The sequence below is a fragment of the Clostridium sp. CF012 genome (assembly GCF_018861755.1).
Taxonomy (GTDB): domain Bacteria; phylum Bacillota; class Clostridia; order Clostridiales; family Clostridiaceae; genus Clostridium_AD.
In genome coordinates, this window is the sequence record NZ_JAHLEF010000026.1 from 48,684 (window position 1) to 65,204 (window position 16,521).

At 31.4% G+C, this 16,521-nt stretch carries 18 protein-coding genes, 2 tRNA genes and 1 riboswitch; of the genes, 3 read left to right on the plus strand and 17 right to left on the minus strand.

Annotation, left to right across the window (positions count from 1 at the left end; translation table 11 throughout):
* Nucleotides 1–31: 31 nt before the first annotated feature.
* The 15 genes from mreC to glsA form a co-directional block, all read right to left on the minus strand.
* A complete protein-coding gene (mreC, locus tag KPL50_RS18845; RefSeq protein WP_216300090.1) occupies nucleotides 32–877 on the minus strand; it encodes a rod shape-determining protein MreC in 846 nt (281 codons plus the stop codon).
* A complete protein-coding gene (locus KPL50_RS18850) occupies nucleotides 878–1,885 on the minus strand; it encodes a rod shape-determining protein (RefSeq protein WP_216300091.1) in 1,008 nt (335 codons plus the stop codon).
* A 20-nt stretch (nucleotides 1,886–1,905) separates the two neighbouring features.
* On the minus strand, nucleotides 1,906–2,592 hold the full coding sequence (radC, locus tag KPL50_RS18855) for a DNA repair protein RadC (protein ID WP_216300092.1): 687 nt from the start codon (nucleotides 2,590–2,592) through the stop codon (nucleotides 1,906–1,908).
* Nucleotides 2,593–2,604: 12 nt separating this feature from the next.
* Nucleotides 2,605–3,180: a Maf-like protein gene (locus KPL50_RS18860; protein WP_216300093.1), complete on the minus strand. Its 576-nt coding sequence runs from the start codon at nucleotides 3,178–3,180 to the stop codon at nucleotides 2,605–2,607.
* Nucleotides 3,181–3,190: 10 nt separating this feature from the next.
* Entirely contained in the window at nucleotides 3,191–3,451 is a 261-nt protein-coding gene (locus tag KPL50_RS18865) for a DUF4321 domain-containing protein (protein ID WP_216300094.1), read from the minus strand.
* 259 nt (nucleotides 3,452–3,710) lie between these two features.
* Complete coding sequence (locus KPL50_RS18870) at nucleotides 3,711–4,436, minus strand: SPOR domain-containing protein (protein ID WP_216300095.1); 726 nt, start codon at nucleotides 4,434–4,436, stop codon at nucleotides 3,711–3,713.
* A 137-nt stretch (nucleotides 4,437–4,573) separates the two neighbouring features.
* The gene (locus KPL50_RS18875; protein WP_216300096.1) at nucleotides 4,574–5,194 is read right to left on the minus strand and encodes a C40 family peptidase; all 621 of its coding nucleotides are present in this window, start codon (nucleotides 5,192–5,194) and stop codon (nucleotides 4,574–4,576) included.
* Nucleotide 5,195: 1 nt separating this feature from the next.
* Nucleotides 5,196–5,341, minus strand: a riboswitch (cyclic di-AMP (ydaO/yuaA leader).
* Nucleotides 5,342–5,539: 198 nt separating this feature from the next.
* A complete protein-coding gene (locus KPL50_RS18880; protein ID WP_216300097.1) occupies nucleotides 5,540–6,070 on the minus strand; it encodes a GNAT family N-acetyltransferase in 531 nt (176 codons plus the stop codon).
* A gap of 235 nt (nucleotides 6,071–6,305) precedes the next feature.
* Complete coding sequence (locus tag KPL50_RS18885; RefSeq protein ID WP_216300098.1) at nucleotides 6,306–6,977, minus strand: hypothetical protein; 672 nt, start codon at nucleotides 6,975–6,977, stop codon at nucleotides 6,306–6,308.
* Between the two features lie 360 nt (nucleotides 6,978–7,337).
* Nucleotides 7,338–7,466: a hypothetical protein gene (locus KPL50_RS27540; RefSeq protein ID WP_290443253.1), complete on the minus strand. Its 129-nt coding sequence runs from the start codon at nucleotides 7,464–7,466 to the stop codon at nucleotides 7,338–7,340.
* Between the two features lie 164 nt (nucleotides 7,467–7,630).
* Nucleotides 7,631–7,712, minus strand: a tRNA-Leu gene (locus tag KPL50_RS18890).
* A 92-nt stretch (nucleotides 7,713–7,804) separates the two neighbouring features.
* Complete coding sequence (locus KPL50_RS18895) at nucleotides 7,805–8,389, minus strand: lytic transglycosylase domain-containing protein (protein ID WP_216300099.1); 585 nt, start codon at nucleotides 8,387–8,389, stop codon at nucleotides 7,805–7,807.
* On the minus strand, nucleotides 8,386–8,994 hold the full coding sequence (gene coaE, locus KPL50_RS18900) for a dephospho-CoA kinase (protein ID WP_216300100.1): 609 nt from the start codon (nucleotides 8,992–8,994) through the stop codon (nucleotides 8,386–8,388). The genes KPL50_RS18895 and coaE overlap by 4 nt, the downstream gene beginning before the upstream one ends.
* 71 nt (nucleotides 8,995–9,065) lie before the next feature.
* Complete coding sequence (polA, locus tag KPL50_RS18905) at nucleotides 9,066–11,681, minus strand: DNA polymerase I (RefSeq protein WP_216300101.1); 2,616 nt, start codon at nucleotides 11,679–11,681, stop codon at nucleotides 9,066–9,068.
* Between the two features lie 36 nt (nucleotides 11,682–11,717).
* Nucleotides 11,718–12,635, minus strand: a complete 918-nt coding sequence (gene glsA / locus KPL50_RS18910) for a glutaminase A (RefSeq protein WP_216300102.1) — start codon at nucleotides 12,633–12,635, stop codon at nucleotides 11,718–11,720.
* A 251-nt stretch (nucleotides 12,636–12,886) separates the two neighbouring features.
* On the opposite strand from glsA, the gene KPL50_RS18915 reads away from it, so the two are divergent.
* Nucleotides 12,887–12,973: transfer RNA gene (locus tag KPL50_RS18915), tRNA-Leu, on the plus strand.
* 83 nt (nucleotides 12,974–13,056) lie between these two features.
* Here KPL50_RS18915 and KPL50_RS18920 read toward each other — a convergent pair.
* A complete protein-coding gene (locus tag KPL50_RS18920; RefSeq protein ID WP_216300103.1) occupies nucleotides 13,057–13,272 on the minus strand; it encodes a hypothetical protein in 216 nt (71 codons plus the stop codon).
* A gap of 223 nt (nucleotides 13,273–13,495) precedes the next feature.
* Between KPL50_RS18920 and KPL50_RS18925 the strand changes: the two genes are divergently transcribed.
* Nucleotides 13,496–13,726: a helix-turn-helix domain-containing protein gene (locus KPL50_RS18925; RefSeq protein ID WP_216300104.1), complete on the plus strand. Its 231-nt coding sequence runs from the start codon at nucleotides 13,496–13,498 to the stop codon at nucleotides 13,724–13,726.
* A gap of 244 nt (nucleotides 13,727–13,970) precedes the next feature.
* Here KPL50_RS18925 and KPL50_RS18930 read toward each other — a convergent pair whose 3' ends face one another.
* Complete coding sequence (locus tag KPL50_RS18930; RefSeq protein ID WP_216300105.1) at nucleotides 13,971–14,915, minus strand: restriction endonuclease; 945 nt, start codon at nucleotides 14,913–14,915, stop codon at nucleotides 13,971–13,973.
* A gap of 650 nt (nucleotides 14,916–15,565) precedes the next feature.
* Here KPL50_RS18930 and spo0A point away from each other — a divergent pair.
* Entirely contained in the window at nucleotides 15,566–16,378 is an 813-nt protein-coding gene (gene spo0A, locus KPL50_RS18935; RefSeq protein WP_216300106.1) for a sporulation transcription factor Spo0A, read from the plus strand.
* Nucleotides 16,379–16,521: the final 143 nt, after the last annotated feature.

The window sequence follows — 16,521 nt, forward strand, 5'->3', positions numbered from 1 at the left end:
AACCCCTAATATTCTCTTCATAATACAACTCCTAATATTTTATTTCTCTAGGATCTTTTGGCACCACAATAAAAACCTCTTCAATCTTTGTAAAGTCAACATATGGCTCTATTATAGCGCTTTTCATTACTTTACCTTTATCCGAGTATACACTTAGAACATTTCCTATTCTAATTCCAGCTGGATATATGCCGCCAAGACCCGAGGTCAATATTTCATCGCCTTTTTTTATAGCTGAATCTAAAGACAGACGCTCTATTTGTGCAAGCATTTTATTATTTTCATCTTTATATCCTTTTACCATACCGTTATTATCTCCTGTTCTTTCAACACGACCCGCTACTGCAATGTTTTCATTAGATAAACATTGTACTATAGACCAATTGCTACCTACCGAGGTAACCTGCCCTACGAGCCCTTCTCCAGTCATAGCTATCATTCTTTTTTTTATACCTTTATTTTCACCCTTATTTATATAAAATCCATCTGAAAAACTATTCCCACTTAATCCAACTATATTAGCACCAATATAATTGTACTCAGCTCTTTGGTCTGTAAACTTAAGCACGCTTTTTAATCTTTCATTTTCTTTTATTGCTGCAGTATATTCTAATGACCTTATTTTGAACTCGCTGTTCGCTTTTTTTAGCTGTTCATTTTCTTTTTTAACATCTGAGAAATTTGTTATAAATTTAAAAGAATCTCTTACCTTATAAAATCCACCATAAAATAAACCCTGCACTGAGTTTATAGTTACCCCCACACCGTTTTCCACGAAAGACATTTTTCCTCTATTTGAGCTATACCCAATTATTGATAAAAATGTAACTGACAGTATTATAATAACTACTGCCAGTTTATTTTTTAAAAATCTCATCTATCTTCTTTTACTCATAACGTCTATATTAACGAGAGCTTTTCCTGCTCCTATAGCCACACAATCAAGTGGGTTTTCAGCTATGTGCACAGGCATATGTGTTTCGCGGTTTATAAGTGTATCTATTCCCTTGAGCAGTGCGCCGCCTCCAGTTAACATGATTCCTTTTTCCATTATATCGGATGCAAGCTCTGGTGGGGTTTTCTCGAGAGTTGTTATTATTGCCTCAATTATTGCTTGAACTGGTTCACTGAGCGCTTCTCTTACTTCTTTTTGTGTTACCTCGATAACTTTCGGAAGTCCTGATATTAAATCTCTTCCTACTATCGGCATACTCATATCATCATCCTCTAATACAAAGGCTGATCCAAGCTCAATTTTAATGTTTTCTGCAGTTCTCTCACCTATCATGAGACTGTACTGTTTCTTAATAAATGCTATTATTGATTGGTCCAACTTATCCCCTGCTACTCTTAGAGACTTGCTTGTTACAATTCCACCCAGTGAAATTATTGCAACTTCTGTAGTTCCGCCTCCAATATCCACTATCATACTTCCAGTGGGTTCATTAACAGGAAGTCCAGCTCCAATAGCTGCTGCCATTGGCTCTTCCATTAAATAAGCCTCTCTTGCACCTGCTCTTTTAGTTGCTTCTTCTATTGCTCTCTTTTCAACTTCAGTTACGCCTGACGGAAATCCAACAACAATTCTTGGGCTTGTGAAGCCTTTTGAACTAACTTTATTTATAAAGTGTCTAAGCATTTTTTCAGTAATATCAAAATCTGCAATTACTCCGTCTTGCATAGGGCGAATAGCAACTATGTTACCAGGTGTTCTACCTATCATCTGCTTCGCTTCTTCACCAACAGCTAGTACCTTATTAGTATTTATATTTATAGCTACAACAGAAGGTTCTCTTAGAACAATTCCTTTCCCCTTCAAGTAAATTAATGTATTTGCTGTTCCTAAATCTATTCCCATATCACGAGACGTTCCAAATATTCCCATTATAATTTCTCCTTTCGTATCTAAAGCATTCCCTTTTCTTTTAAACTTGTATAAGTTCCATTACCAATAATTATATGGTCAAGCAATTCTATCCCTAGTAATTTACCACATTCTTTTAACCTTGTAGTAATGCTTATATCTTCCTTGCTAGGAGTTGGATCTCCTGAAGGATGATTGTGACAAATAACCACTGAAGCACTACAGTTTTTAATAGCTTCGTAAAAAACTTCTCTTGGATGAACAATTGAAGTATTTAAATTACCAATTGAGATATCTTTTATGCTTATAATTACATTTTTTGTATTTAACATGATTAATTTAAGATATTCTTTTTTTAAGTATCTCATTTCCTCCATAAGATACTGCGCAACATCTTTTGGCGTGGTAATTTTATACTCTTCTCCAGATTTAAAACTTCTAAATCTTTTTGAAATCTCTGTAAGGGCCAAGAGTTGTGTTGCTTTAGCATTCCCAATACCTTTTAAATTCATAAATTCTTCTGCACTTGAACTTAAAAGTCCATTTAGTCCGCCACACTCAGAAATAATCCTACCACAAAGACTTATAATATTTTCGTTTTTCGATCCTATTCTAAGTATTATAGCTAGTAGTTCACTATTTGAAAGTGTATCCGCACCGTATCTTAATAATTTTTCCCTTGGTCTTTCATTTTGAGGCAAATCCATGATTTTGCACGTCATACCCATAAAACAACTCCTTTATAGATTGACCCCCATTTCCCTTAACATAAAATATAATTTGTTTACTGGTAGCCCCACCACACTATAGTAGCAACCCTTTAATTGTTCAACAAATAAAGATGCTGCTCCTTGTATTCCATAAGCTCCAGCTTTATCAAGAGGATCTCCTGTCTCAATATACTTGTTTATTTCGACCTCGGAGAGTTTTGAAAATTTTACTTCTGTACAAACAAATTCAGTACTAATTTTTTGGGTTTCTGTGTTTATTACTGCAATTCCTGTATATACTTCATGCGTATTGCCACTTAACTCACTAAGCATTTGAAAAGCTTCCTCACTATCTTTAGGTTTTCCAAGAACCTTGCCTTTAAAATAAACAATAGTATCACAACCTATTATAGCAGCTGGTTTTTTCACACTGCTACAAATATCCATAGCCTTTCCTCTTGCTAAGTGCATAACGTAGTCCCCACAATCCCCAGAAAATGGTATGTCGCTTTCTTTAAAATCACTTACCTTTATCTTAAAATTACTAGTTATTTTTTTTAAAAGTTCCGCTCTTCGCACCGAAGCAGAAGCTAAAATAATATCCACTACATCACTCCTAATATTTTCTATATAATATTATTGCCAAAACTATGCCTATTATAGACATAATATTAATATTAAAATTTATACCGAAAGTTATGGCTACTACTTTCAGATCTATAAGCATAGGATTACTCATGCCTATGGTGTATGTACTCTTCAAAAATTTCAGTGCACTTATATTATTTCCTAATAACTCACCTATTAAACTTCCAGAAATAGCTCCTATAAGTATAAAAAAAACAAAATACGAATTTCTCTTTTCTGCACTTTTCAAATTATAACCCCCACTTTACTTATATATCTTATACATTTTAACATTTAATAAATTCATTAACAAGTCTATAAAGTATTATTCAAGAAATGTTTATAATTGCAGTTCATTGAGTTATCGTTGCAATGACTATAAATTAAAATAAAAAAATACAAGTAGACTATAAAGGTCTATTTGTATTTTCTATGTTTTATCTTATTTTACATCATATTTCACGAAGATTCTTTACAATTTGTTTACAAAATATAAGAAATGTGTAGAGCTATACCTTTGACAATTTTTTTATAAATTTATAGATATATATATACCCTTCCTCTGTTTTTTCCTTTTTAATCTCCGTGGGCATTGCAGTTAAATAAGTTTTTATTTCAGTCATGGTTGCATAACTTGCACTTTTTTCCTCTGCCCCTTTTAAAGTTCCTAGCCACTTTTTCAATTCCACAGTTTGAACTGCACTAGTAGCTTTTTCCGAAAGTTTATTTAATATTTTAAGGTCTGCATTTATCATTTCATTAATTTGTGAACTGGTGACATCACTGCCAATCACTTGAAAATTAATTTTAGAATATTCTATTTTATTTGCTTGTAGCTGTTTAGTTATAATATCAATACCCTCCTTTGGATAAATACCAAACATAACTCTATTGCTTGTACCTTCTTCAATAATAAAGGGTGTACCATATGTCACTAAACTATTTTTCAAAACCAAAGCGTTTGCCTTGTTGCTAAAAACACCACATTGTATTGCTACATAGTAATTAATAATCCCTTCAGAAGTTACTTTAGAAGGATCTTTATTTGTTATGTTCTCCTTTTCCAAACCTATTTTAGTAGTTTTATCCTCTGTAGCGGGCTTTGTATTATACTTAGGTAATAGTTTGGAAAATATAGTCCCCAGTGCAATTGCTGCTATTATAATTAATATAAAAACAAGCATAAAGTTATTTTTTTTTCTTGGCGGTTTATAATTATATCTAGTATATTTCACTCTAACATCTCCCAACTTAATTAATCCTTATTTAAAATATTATTATCTAAAAACTAAATTTAGAATAAAAAAAAGAAAATATATTAGGCATATATAAATAAAAAAAATCCGACAATTACCGTCGGATTTTATTACATCTAATTAAGTATTCTTCTTGCACCAGCATATCTAGAAGTGTAATAGCTTTGACTTAAATTACTCACTGTAACTTTTCTACTTCCTGAGGAGGCATGTATAAATTCTCCATCCCCTACATAAATGCCAACGTGTGATACTGGTCCATCTGTATTAAAGAAAATTAAATCACCTTGTTTTAGATCAGCTCTAGATACTGAATTTCCCTCACCTATTTGAGAACCTGTATAATGTGGTAAATCTACTCCAAAAGCGTTATAAACATACTTTGTAAAGCCTGAACAATCAAAGGATTTAGGTCCCGTAGCTCCCCACACATATGGTTTTCCAATAAAATCATAGGCATAAGAAATTAAATCGCTTTCGCTTCCTGCTACTAATGACTTCGTTGAAGTTTCACCTCTTGATAGTCTTTTTTGCACTTCTTTTTTCTTTTTTTCCACACTCCTATCTGGAACTTTAATAACATTATCTGTTTTGAAAGTTGCAGAGCGAAGAATTACTTGTGTTGGCCCTTTAATTACAACATCGGCCTTCACCATTTGTGTTTTCGTACTCGTAAAAAGACCAATGAATAATACAAAAATAGCCATCTTAACTAAGTTATATTTTAAAATGTTCATCTGATACCCTCCTAAAGCTTCCGAAGTTAGCTGACGGGTTCGGGATGAAGGCTCCCTACTAGTAAATAATTACCATTTTCTAGATTAACCCCATATTTCTTGGTTCCTCCGTACCTATACATAAATAGGACTCAGCTTCATTTATTATAAATAATTTCCATAGAGGTGTCAATAATTTTAATGCCCTCTCAAAAGGACCTCTCTCAAATCCCACCACAATCTACTTTTACACTACTATCTAAGCAGTCACACTATTTAGAATAAGTATCCCTTCCTTCTAAAAGCGCTAATTAAACCAATTTTATATGCAGATTATTTCTGGTGTCTTATTAATATATGTAAGCCTTATTTGATTTTATTCATATTGAGTTCTTTCTTTAGGATTAAAATGTTCTTGCCTTGGCTATTTATTTCTAAAAAATTACTTGTTACTCTACTTATTTCAAAATTATTATTTTTCCATAATTCCAGCATACTATAATTATCCTCTGAAACAAAAGTATAAAAATTACGTATTCCATAATTTTTATAAAAATGATTTAAAAATTCATCAAGAATTCTGGTGGATATATCCACATCATATAATTGAAATTCTATTAAATAACACATAATCCACACTTCATTTGGATTTTTAAATTCTATTCTACCTTTAATAATTCCTATAAGTTCACTTCCTCGCAAAACTTTAAGAAAGTACTCTCCCTCACTTACATAATACTCTAGGTATCTTTCGTAAAATTCCTTAATACCGTAATCCTGAGCAGCATCTATATTAAACACTTGTTGGTTGTTAATCCACTTTTCTATTTTAATAATATCTTCTTTTTCTACACTCATGATGCTAACATCATCAAATACAATTTCTATATTAAACATATTTACACCTCTTGGATAATTAAATTCTACGTTAATAATTAATTCTACATTACCTTTAGATTTCCTTCAACAAAAAAAGTATATATTATTAATCATTTAAAAATGCTATTAATCATTTAAAAATGCTATTAAGCATTTAAAAATTCCATATAAATTTTATAACCCTATAAGTTTTTATAGGGTTATAAAATAAAGAATTATTTTATTGTGCTTTATGTTGAACTTAAGACTATTTTTATTCCTCACTATACATAAGTGTCAGTTTAACAATTCTTCTAATTATATTTCTTGCCTCAGCATAAGGCATACCACAACTAGTCAAAAGCCTAAATATTCCAGGGTTATACCTTTCGATCCTTCTTACAATGGAATCAACATCATTGTATTTAGGATTAAATTTATTTGGATTATTATGACCATCTTTAAAGGGCTCTGTATTTCCATACTTATCTAATTGTCTTAACCTTTCATTCTCATCATCCCCGTACTCTTTCATTGATGCATCACCATACATCATAGCCATTGAATTAAACCCATCCATGTACATGTCTTCATTAAATTGATTCATTCCCATATTTGGATTCATGTTCATATTTGGATTCATGCTCATATTTGCATTCATACTCATATTTGGATTCATACTCATATTTGGATTCATACTCACATTTGGATTCATACTCACATTTGGATTCATACTCACATTTGGATTCATACTCATATTCGACTTCATTCCCATCCATGGATTCGATTCCATATTTGGATTTACATCCTGCATGTATCCCATTGGCGTACCCATACTTGGTATGGAGTTCATTTTCCCATATCCATACATCATAGGTTCAAATGGAATCATTTCATATTCTTCATTTATGTCTATATCTTCAAAGTTTCTGTCTTCTAGATTCATCATTGCCCTCCCTATCTTCCAAATTACTAATACATTAACAATTTATGCTATAGGAAGTGTTTTGATACTAACTAAATTAAAAAAAATGAGAAAGGGTATATTACTACAAATGCATTTCACTTCGCCAAGTAATACTAAACAAATTTTATTGAAAGATACTAAAAAGTACAAACTCGCTAAATCGCTCAAACATGTACTTTTCTTAACGTATCTTTCATAAAATTAGTTAAGTATTACTAAGGCTTGTTCAAATGCATTTTACGTAATATACCCTTTCTTTAAAGTAATAAATGGATTTAGCAAAGAAATAAAGAGGATATAATTAAGTCCTCTTTATTTCTTTGATATTTATAACACTTATTACTTTAATCCTCTTACAGGTTTACTCATATTAGCATCACCGTTCATGGTAACAGGATTATTTTCTTTATTTTCCTTTTCATAGGATTTCTTATGTTTTATATCACTACTTTGATTTTTGTTTTTCATAAATAACACCTCTTTCAGATGTTAGTTTTTCCATATTTCTTTTAAAAATTCATCTTTAACGAATTTTGCTTTGTATTCTTTATTTTCTTCTTTTTTTAGGAAAACAAAGAGACTGAATTCTTATGACAAAAGTCACAATAATTCAGTCTCCAAGTCTAATTTTTTGGTGCGAAAGACGGGACTTGAACCCGTACGGTCTCCCACACGTCCCTTAAACGTGCGCGTCTGCCATTCCGCCACTCTCGCAAATATTATTTAATATAAAGGGATAAATCTTGTAGTTATATGTACTTGTACTTAGAACTACAAGATTTATTATATCAGTTTAGTTTAAATTGTCAATATATTATTTTTTTTGAAAGTACCTTAAATTCATCACCATATAATTTCAAATAAATATTATAATTCGTCTTTACTTTTTTTACATATTTATCTGTTTCTGCAAAAGGAATGTTATTTAATTTTTTACCATCCGAAGAGTATCTTTTATCTTTAAGCCACTTTTGAACATTTCCTCTACCACCATTATATGCTGCTAACACCAAGTCTATATCTCCATTAAATTCCGTATTTAAATTATTAATATACCAACATCCCATGGCAATATTAATTTCGCTATCATATAATTTTTCTTCCTTGAAGTCTTTTAATTCCATATTTTTAGCAATCCAAAGTCCAGTATCTGGCATTATCTGCATAAGACCATAGGCTCCTCTAGGGGACACCGCTTTTCCATTAAAATTACTTTCTGCTTTAATTACAGCTGAAACCAAACTGGGGTCTATATTATACTTTTGCGAATACTTAACTATATGATCTTCATATTTTACTTGGTAAAAACTTTTAAAAATACTTTTAATATTAACTAATAAAATAACCAATAAAATTAGGAGTAAAATTTTTATAATTGTTTTAAACTTCATGTCTTCACATTTAACCTTTCTAATTGTGTTATAATCAAATCTAGTTGTAACTTTGTATTTTCAGCGCTTCCTCCATTATCAATAATAAAATCCGCAAACTTCTTCTTTTCATCTATTGGCATTTGAGCTCTTATTCTATCCATTGTTGCATCTATTTCTAAATCATCCCGAAGCATAATCCTTTGTATTTGAACTTCCTCTTCTACCCAAACTAATATAGTTATATCCATACTGGTATGTAAATTGTTCTCTATCAAAGTAGGAGCATCAAGAAAGCATAATATACACTTATCTTCTTCATAGGCCTTTATTCGATGGTTTATTTCACTTATTATAAAAGGCATCATTATACTCTCTAGCTTTTTTCTGCGAGTATCATTCTTAAATATATAGTGTCCAAACTCTTTTCTCTTAAGTTTACCTTCTTCGTCAAAAAACTCATACCCAAATTCCTCTTTAATTTGAATGAGGACCTCAGGGTTTATTATTAAAACCTCTCTAGCTATAATATCAGCATCAATAATTGGAAGGTCCTTTTCTCTTAGCATATTAGTTACTGTACTCTTTCCACTACCAATACCCCCAGTTATCCCTACCTTAAGCATCTTATACCCCCATTTTTTAAATTGATAGCTGCGAGTTATAGTTTAACTCACAACTATCAACTGTCAACTACTTACTTCGCCTCATACCAAGTTTCTCCAATACTTATTCCTACTTCTAGTGGAACTAAAAGTTTTATAACATTTTCCATCTGCTCTTTAACCAAATTCTCAACTTGCACAATCTCATCCTTATAAACATTTAATATTAATTCATCGTGTACCTGAAGTATTAAAGTACTTTTTAATCCTGAGTCCTTTAATTTATGGAATACATTTACCATAGCCAGTTTAATAATATCTGCCGCACTCCCCTGTATAGGTGTATTCATAGCAAGCCTTTTTCCAAAGGACTGAACAATTTTATTTGATGAGTTTATTTCAGGGATAGCTCTTCTTCTATTATAAATTGTGGTAACACTATTGTTTTTCTCAGCTTCAACCACTATATCTTCCATGTATTTCTTAACATTTGGATATCTATCGAAATATGCATCTATATAAATTTTAGCTTCTTTTCTAGATACATTTATATCCTTTGCTAAGCTAAATTCTCCAATACCATATACTATCCCAAAGTTTACTGCTTTGGCATTACTTCTCATAACTGATGTAACTTCATTTAAAGGTACATTAAACACCTCTGATGCAGTTTTAGTATGAATGTCAGTATGGTTAATGAAAGCTTCAATTAAATTCTCGTCCCCAGATATATGAGCTAATACTCTAAGCTCTATTTGTGAATAATCCGCAGATAAAATAACACACTGATCATTGTGTGGTATAAATACTCGTCTTATAGCTCTACCCATTTCATGCCTTATGGGAATGTTTTGCAAATTCGGTTCTGTACTTGATAGCCTTCCCGTTGTGGCTACTGTCTGCATAAAGCTTGAATGTATTCTACAATCTGTATCAATTACTGCTTGAAGTCCCTCTATATATGTGGAAAAAATCTTTGTGAGCCCTCTATAGCGAGTAATTTCTGTGATAATAGGATGCTTATCTACTAGTGCCTCTAAAACCTCTGCATTAGTTGAATATCCTGTTTTTGTTTTCTTTATAACAGGTAAATCTAATTTTTCAAATAATATCTTTCCTAATTGCTTTGGAGATTTGATATTAAATTCTTCCCCAGCTAATGCAAAAATAGTGCTTTCCATTTCATTTATGTCTTTTGCAAATTTTATGTTAAGCTCCGCTAGTTTATCCTTGTCTATTGTGAACCCTTCCGCCTCCATATATGATATAGCCTCTGTTAAGGGTTGCTCCACGGTATATAGGAGCTCTTCCATTTTATATTCTTTAATCTTCACTTCTAATATTTCATAAAGGTTTTTTAGTAATGCTACTTTATTAATTTCTCTTTCATCGCCCTCGCCCGTAATACTAATTCTAAGAGATGTATCAATAAGCGTTTCTAAGCTATATTCACTTTGGGCAGAATTGATTAAATAAGCTGCAATTTCAGTATCAAATTTTACTGCTTGTAGTACAATTCCCTTTTTACGAAGAGCTGTGTATGCCTCCTTTAGGGAATGGCTTACCTTTTTAATATCCTTGTTCTCAAACAGCGTTTTCAAACAATTTATAGTTTTCTCTTCATCTTCATTAAATAAATCAAGGACTTTTATAGAATAGTTTTTTTCCTTATAATTAAGGTATATGTTTTCTACGCTAATTTTAGAAAACACATTGGCGTTTGCAATATCAAAAATTATATAAACGGTATCTTTAACTTCCTCTACTAATTCCTTAAGCGTTGATAACTTATCTATTACTGTAAAATCAGCTGAAAATATTTCTTCAGGAGAATCCTGTTCATCAGCTATTTTGCCTATTAATGATTTAAACTGTAATTTATAAAATAAATCTTTTACAGCGCGTACATCATAGTTTTCTTTTGATTTAATTGACTCTAAATCTATATCCATAGGCACACTAGTAATTATAGTAGCTAATTTTTTACTAAAAATAGCCTGCTCACTATAAGTTATTAAATTCTCCACCAGCTTTTTGCCACTAATCTTTTCAATATTCATAAGAACATTTTCTATACTCTTATACTCTTTAATAAGCTTATAAGCAGTTTTTTCACCAACTCCTGGCACTCCGGGAATATTATCCGAAGCATCTCCCATTAAGCCCTTTACATCTATGAATTCAGTAGGGGTTACTCCAAACTCCTCTATTATTCGATTTCTATCATATATTTCTTTTTCTGACATTCCTTTTTTGTTTATTACAACTTTAACATTATCTGTGGCAAGCTGAAGTGCATCTCTGTCTCCTGTTACTATAAAGACTTCTAGCCCTTGGCTTTCTCCAAATACAGACAAGGTTCCTATTAAATCATCTGCTTCAAAGCCATCTAATTCAAAAATGTCTATGGCCATTTTCTCTAAAAGTTCCCTGACTATAGAGAACTGTCCCATAAGCTCATCAGGCATTTTCTTTCTACCTGCCTTATAGTCACTATATTCTTCATGACGAAAAGTAGGTGCCTTTCTATCGAAGGTTGTAACAATATAGTCTGGCTCAAATTCCTCTTTCATTTTTAAGAGCATACTTGTAAAGCCATAAACTGCATTAGTATATATGCCGTCTGAATTTGTTAGGGCTGGCAATGCATAAAAAGCTCTATACATAAGACTATGACCATCTAAAATTAATAACCTTTCTTTAGACATTTTAAATCCCTTCTTTCTGCTATGATTACATTTTTTTTAAAATATACTTAAATCTAATTCCTTAGACAATTCTTCTAAAACCCTTATACCGCCAATACTATTACCTTTTTCATCCAGCGCGGGTCCAATTACACCAACACCCATTCTTCTAGGCACCGCTGCCATTATACCTCCACCTACACCACTTTTTGCAGGTATCCCTATATGTACTGCAAAATTACCTGAACCATCATACATGCCACAAGTAACCATTATAGTTTTAATTATTCTAGTGGCTTCTCTAGATAAAACCCTTTCATTTTTAGAAACTATTACACCTGAATTAGCAAGCATAGCTCCTATTCTGGCTATATCCCTACAATTAACTTCCATTGAACACTGCTTAAAGTATACATCTAAAACATCCTCCACATCGCCCTCAATAACACCTGTGCTCTTCATGAAATAAGCGAGTGATCTATTTCTATCACCCGTAGCTTTTTCAGAGGTATAAACACCTTGGTTAATATCAATATCAGGATTACCTGTAATTTTTCTTGTAAACTTTAAAATCCTATTAAACTTTTCCTCTGCAGTATCACCTGTAATCAATGAAACTATTGCAATTGCTCCAGCATTTATCATTGGGTTTATAGGTTTTTGGTCAATATTTTTTTCTAAATTTATTATGGAATTAAAACCAGCTTCCGTAGGCTCCATTCCTATTTTAGTAAACACATAATCTACTCCATTATCAATTATGGCTAGCATAAGCGTAACAACCTTTGATATGCTTTGTATTGTAAACTTTGTTTCATAATCCCCGGCAAAAAACTCTTCTCCGTCAAGAGTAGTTACACAAATACCTAAAGCCTCGCCATCCGCTTTAGAAAGTTCTGGTATATATGAGGCAACTGTGCCATCCTTTGTAAAGTGCCTGTTTTTTTCAATAATAGTATCTAATATTCTCTTCATGTTAGCCCCCTGATTAATTAACGATATAATAAAATGTATTTTTTATGATTAGTATTTACCTTTCCACTACATATAATACTATACTTTGATTGGTGTTTTCAATTGATTGTGCAAAAAATAAATATTGAAATTGCTTCATATGAAATTAATTTTCTAAACAAGATTAAAATAGATTCAAAATCATTAATAAAGTTGTACTATAACTATTGCATTAATTATAAATATATGTTAAAATAAATTTTGTCAGACATGCCGAAGTGGTGGAACTGGCAGACGCGCTGGACTCAAAATCCAGTGGTAGCAATACCGTGCGGGTTCGATTCCCGCCTCCGGCACCATAAGGCTTTCAAGGATTTCTTGAAAGCCTTTTTTTATGCCCAAAATTCAAGAAAAGTGCACGAAAAGTGCACAAAACTTTTAGTTATATTTCTTCGTACAATAAACTCAATTCAACTTCTCTACAAGAGCATTCTTTTAACAGCTCTCTAAACTTTAACAAATCTCCATTATTCAATCCCTTTTTCTCTAGAAAATCAAATATATTGTTATGTGCCTCCACCTTTAAATTCCATGCTGTTTCTATGTTGATTGCATCCGTGTTTTTCACTTCAACATCCCCTTGTCGATTATTTATCATAAGCAATTACGTTTGTAATATTTTAATAGTAGCATTTTATCCCCCTTAAGTAAAGAACACTTGTTCGTGTTTTTATTCACCTTTTGTAATATTTTTCTTGTTATTTAAAGCCTAGCCCCTTATCACATTTACTTTGTCTGCAAAATGAGCCATAACAATTTATACCAATCACTCCATGATATACTAATTAATTATTGTATTTATTTTATCTGGAGGGGTTGAAATGCAGTTTAACGAAAGGTTTAGAGCTCTAAGGCAAGATAAAGATTTAACGCAGGATGTATTAGCAAAGGAATTAAATATAGATAGGAAAACATTGTCGAACTATGAGACCGCATATAGGACACCTAGTATTTATTTAGTTGTAAAGATAGCCGATTACTTTAACGTATCTACAGACTATCTTCTAGGTAGAACAGATATCGCAGATCCTTATCCCAAAATTCATGAATAATATTAAATAAAAAAAGGCATTGGACTAACCAGTGCCCTTTTGTACCTATTATAATTCACTTCCTGTAACTTTAATAATATTTCTTCAAACATAAATGTATGTGTTTCTAATTGATTTCAAAAGACATACCTTCACCTATTTTGAAGTATTGACATGTCTTGTTTTTGCTATATTTATCTTTGCTTGTTTTAATTACTACACAATCCTCTTATCATTAAATATCTTATAGACTTAAGTAGCTCACTTATAACCAATCCGGCAAAACACTTAAATCTAGAATTCTACGTATATCTTTTTTTGATTGGTTTTTAACAACTATCTGCGAAACAGCTATAATGAAATCCTTTAATTTCTCAAAAGCTTCATCTGTAAATTCAGCTTCATTATTTCTGATTTTATTAAGAATGCTCATAACCCATTGTAAATACTTATATGGAATAATAATATCAGAGATATCTTCCCATCCATTAGAATACCCCTTGGAATAATGATATGATTCTAATTTTTCATCACACACACCTTTACATGCCCAATATATATCTACATATTTTATTTTCGAAAAATTTGTTTCCATAAACTCTATGTCCTCTGTAAAAACAACAACACCTTTATAATTTTCCAAAGAATCCTTTCCTAATAAGTCCTTGCCACAACATGAACATTTTAAGGGCATATATTCTGTAAACAAATTTGAAGGTGTTTTATCATCAACAAGTTGGTATGAATTTGGAAAAAATCGTTGTATTATTTCTTTTCCCAATTCATTCATAAGAAGCAATTTTTCAATTTTCTCGTTATCAAATATCTGAACTTCAAATTGTTTTTTTAGGCCTTCTAGTTTCCTATTTAACGGTGAACTAACAACTGTTGAATAGAACCCAAGAAAGCCACTACAACCATGAGTTCTCACTCTATCGGTTATATCTTCTTCATCACCATTAACTACAGATGTCCCTGAATGAGCATTATGTTTACAACTAACCAACCATTTTACCTGTGTATCATTTAATATTCCTATTCTTTTTTCTTGTGCGATAATGTCTCTGCCTCCATCCTGACCCCTATCAGGATTAACTAAGATTTCAAATCCTAGCATGTCTAAAACCTCTCGAGCAAATAGCTCAAAAGTATCTTGATTGCCATCAGGCTTATTGGCAGGTGGTATCTCTTTAAAATTTAGTAATGCCATATGTTCATCTCCTTCATTAATTGGACTATATGTCATATAGTCTTTGGTAATCTTAACAGGCGTATATATAGTATTTATTATAGTAGTCTTTCACAGTTAAATATCAATATAGTTTCAATCCACCTAATAAATTCAACGTAAAACTATTATTCCCTGCAACATTTGTAAATTCGGACAAAAATAAAGCCCCAATGCATCCCTCAGAGCTTACAACCATTATTAAAATTAACGAATACTACTTCACTACATTTCTTACAGACTAATGAGTCAGTATCGTCACCACAGTTTCTGAATTGTATGGACTTTCCGGTCCCTTAATTTCACTCTGGCACTTATACACTAACCTATTATTACCAGCTAGCTCTTCTTTATCTACACAAATAACTTTATCTATTTTTATAACATAATTGCTTTCATCTACTTTTATTTCTAAGGTTTTCGTAGCATTTCTTTATGAATTTCACTTATATTGTGAATAAAGTAAGCTATAGTTAGTGGCTGACCGCTTTAAAAGAGTGGCTACTTTTATAGTCTTTTATATTGCTAATTCGACAATATTTATAAATATGTTTTTAATTAGAAGGATTTTCCAATGTTTTGTTGAACTCATTATTGGGATATATAACCAAATTGTAAAGGAGATCGTAAACATGGAAGAACCAAAAATAAACATAATCATTGCTGAGGATAGCAAAGAATTTCGTAATTTGCTAAGTGAATATATATCATTTCAAAAGGATATTATTGTTACTGGAATAGCAGGGGATGGAGAAGAAGCATTAAAAATGATTGAAGATAAAAAACCTGATTTAGTAGTACTTGATATGATTATGCCGATTCTTGATGGTTTGGGAGTTCTTGAGAGGCTGAATACAATGAATTTAGATATAATGCCTCGTATAATAGTTTTATCAGCAGTTGGTCATGATAAAATAACTCAAAGAGCCATGTCACTAGGAGCAGATTATTATATTGTAAAACCTTTTGATTTAGAGGTATTAGTTAAAAGAATTAGGCAATTGGTGAATGATGGTATATATAACGGGGATGTGAAAAAAGCAATTACTTATTTTGATAATAGCGAAATTAAAATTAGCAAAATTCAATCAACTGATATGATCACTAAAATATCTAATATTATTCATGGAATTGGAATACCTGCCCATATAAAGGGGTTTATGTTTTTAAGGGAAGCAATAAATTTGGTAGTGAATGATATTGGACTTTTATCATCAGTTACAAAAGAATTGTATCCAGCGATAGGTAAAAAGTTTAATACTACTGCTAGTAAGGTAGAAAGAGCAATGAGGCATGCAATAGATGTTGCATGGAGTAGGGGACAAATAGAAACTATTAATAAGATTTTCGGATATACTATTCGAAATGAAAAAGGCAGGCCTACCAATTCAGAATTCATAGCTATGATAGCTGATAAGTTAAGATTAGAGAATAAGGTTAGTTAGTTAGTTAGTTGGTTAGTTGGTTAGTTGGTTAGTTATATTTATATTTATTTTCTATGATACTATTACAATCATTATCCTATAAATTACACATAAATAAACTAACAATACTTATATCCACAAATCTCCATAGTATAACATTTCAA

What these genes read in the sequence shown, in the direction of transcription:
- KPL50_RS18920 (WP_216300103.1), bottom strand. Translation starts at nt 13,272, where the DNA reads ATGATAAATAATCGACAAGGGGATGTTGAAGTGAAAAACACGGATGCA.
- glsA (WP_216300102.1), bottom strand. Translation starts at nt 12,635, where the DNA reads ATGAAGAGAATATTAGATACTATTATTGAAAAAAACAGGCACTTTACA.
- KPL50_RS18880 (WP_216300097.1), bottom strand. Translation starts at nt 6,070, where the DNA reads ATGTTTAATATAGAAATTGTATTTGATGATGTTAGCATCATGAGTGTA.
- KPL50_RS18850 (WP_216300091.1), bottom strand. Translation starts at nt 1,885, where the DNA reads ATGGGAATATTTGGAACGTCTCGTGATATGGGAATAGATTTAGGAACA.
- KPL50_RS18925 (WP_216300104.1), top strand. Translation starts at nt 13,496, where the DNA reads ATGCAGTTTAACGAAAGGTTTAGAGCTCTAAGGCAAGATAAAGATTTA.
- KPL50_RS27540 (WP_290443253.1), bottom strand. Translation starts at nt 7,466, where the DNA reads ATGAAAAACAAAAATCAAAGTAGTGATATAAAACATAAGAAATCCTAT.
- KPL50_RS18885 (WP_216300098.1), bottom strand. Translation starts at nt 6,977, where the DNA reads ATGAATCTAGAAGACAGAAACTTTGAAGATATAGACATAAATGAAGAA.
- KPL50_RS18875 (WP_216300096.1), bottom strand. Translation starts at nt 5,194, where the DNA reads ATGAACATTTTAAAATATAACTTAGTTAAGATGGCTATTTTTGTATTA.
- KPL50_RS18930 (WP_216300105.1), bottom strand. Translation starts at nt 14,915, where the DNA reads ATGGCATTACTAAATTTTAAAGAGATACCACCTGCCAATAAGCCTGAT.
- polA (WP_216300101.1), bottom strand. Translation starts at nt 11,681, where the DNA reads ATGTCTAAAGAAAGGTTATTAATTTTAGATGGTCATAGTCTTATGTAT.
- KPL50_RS18895 (WP_216300099.1), bottom strand. Translation starts at nt 8,389, where the DNA reads ATGAAGTTTAAAACAATTATAAAAATTTTACTCCTAATTTTATTGGTT.
- spo0A (WP_216300106.1), top strand. Translation starts at nt 15,566, where the DNA reads ATGGAAGAACCAAAAATAAACATAATCATTGCTGAGGATAGCAAAGAA.
- coaE (WP_216300100.1), bottom strand. Translation starts at nt 8,994, where the DNA reads ATGCTTAAGGTAGGGATAACTGGGGGTATTGGTAGTGGAAAGAGTACA.
- radC (WP_216300092.1), bottom strand. Translation starts at nt 2,592, where the DNA reads ATGGGTATGACGTGCAAAATCATGGATTTGCCTCAAAATGAAAGACCA.
- mreC (WP_216300090.1), bottom strand. Translation starts at nt 877, where the DNA reads ATGAGATTTTTAAAAAATAAACTGGCAGTAGTTATTATAATACTGTCA.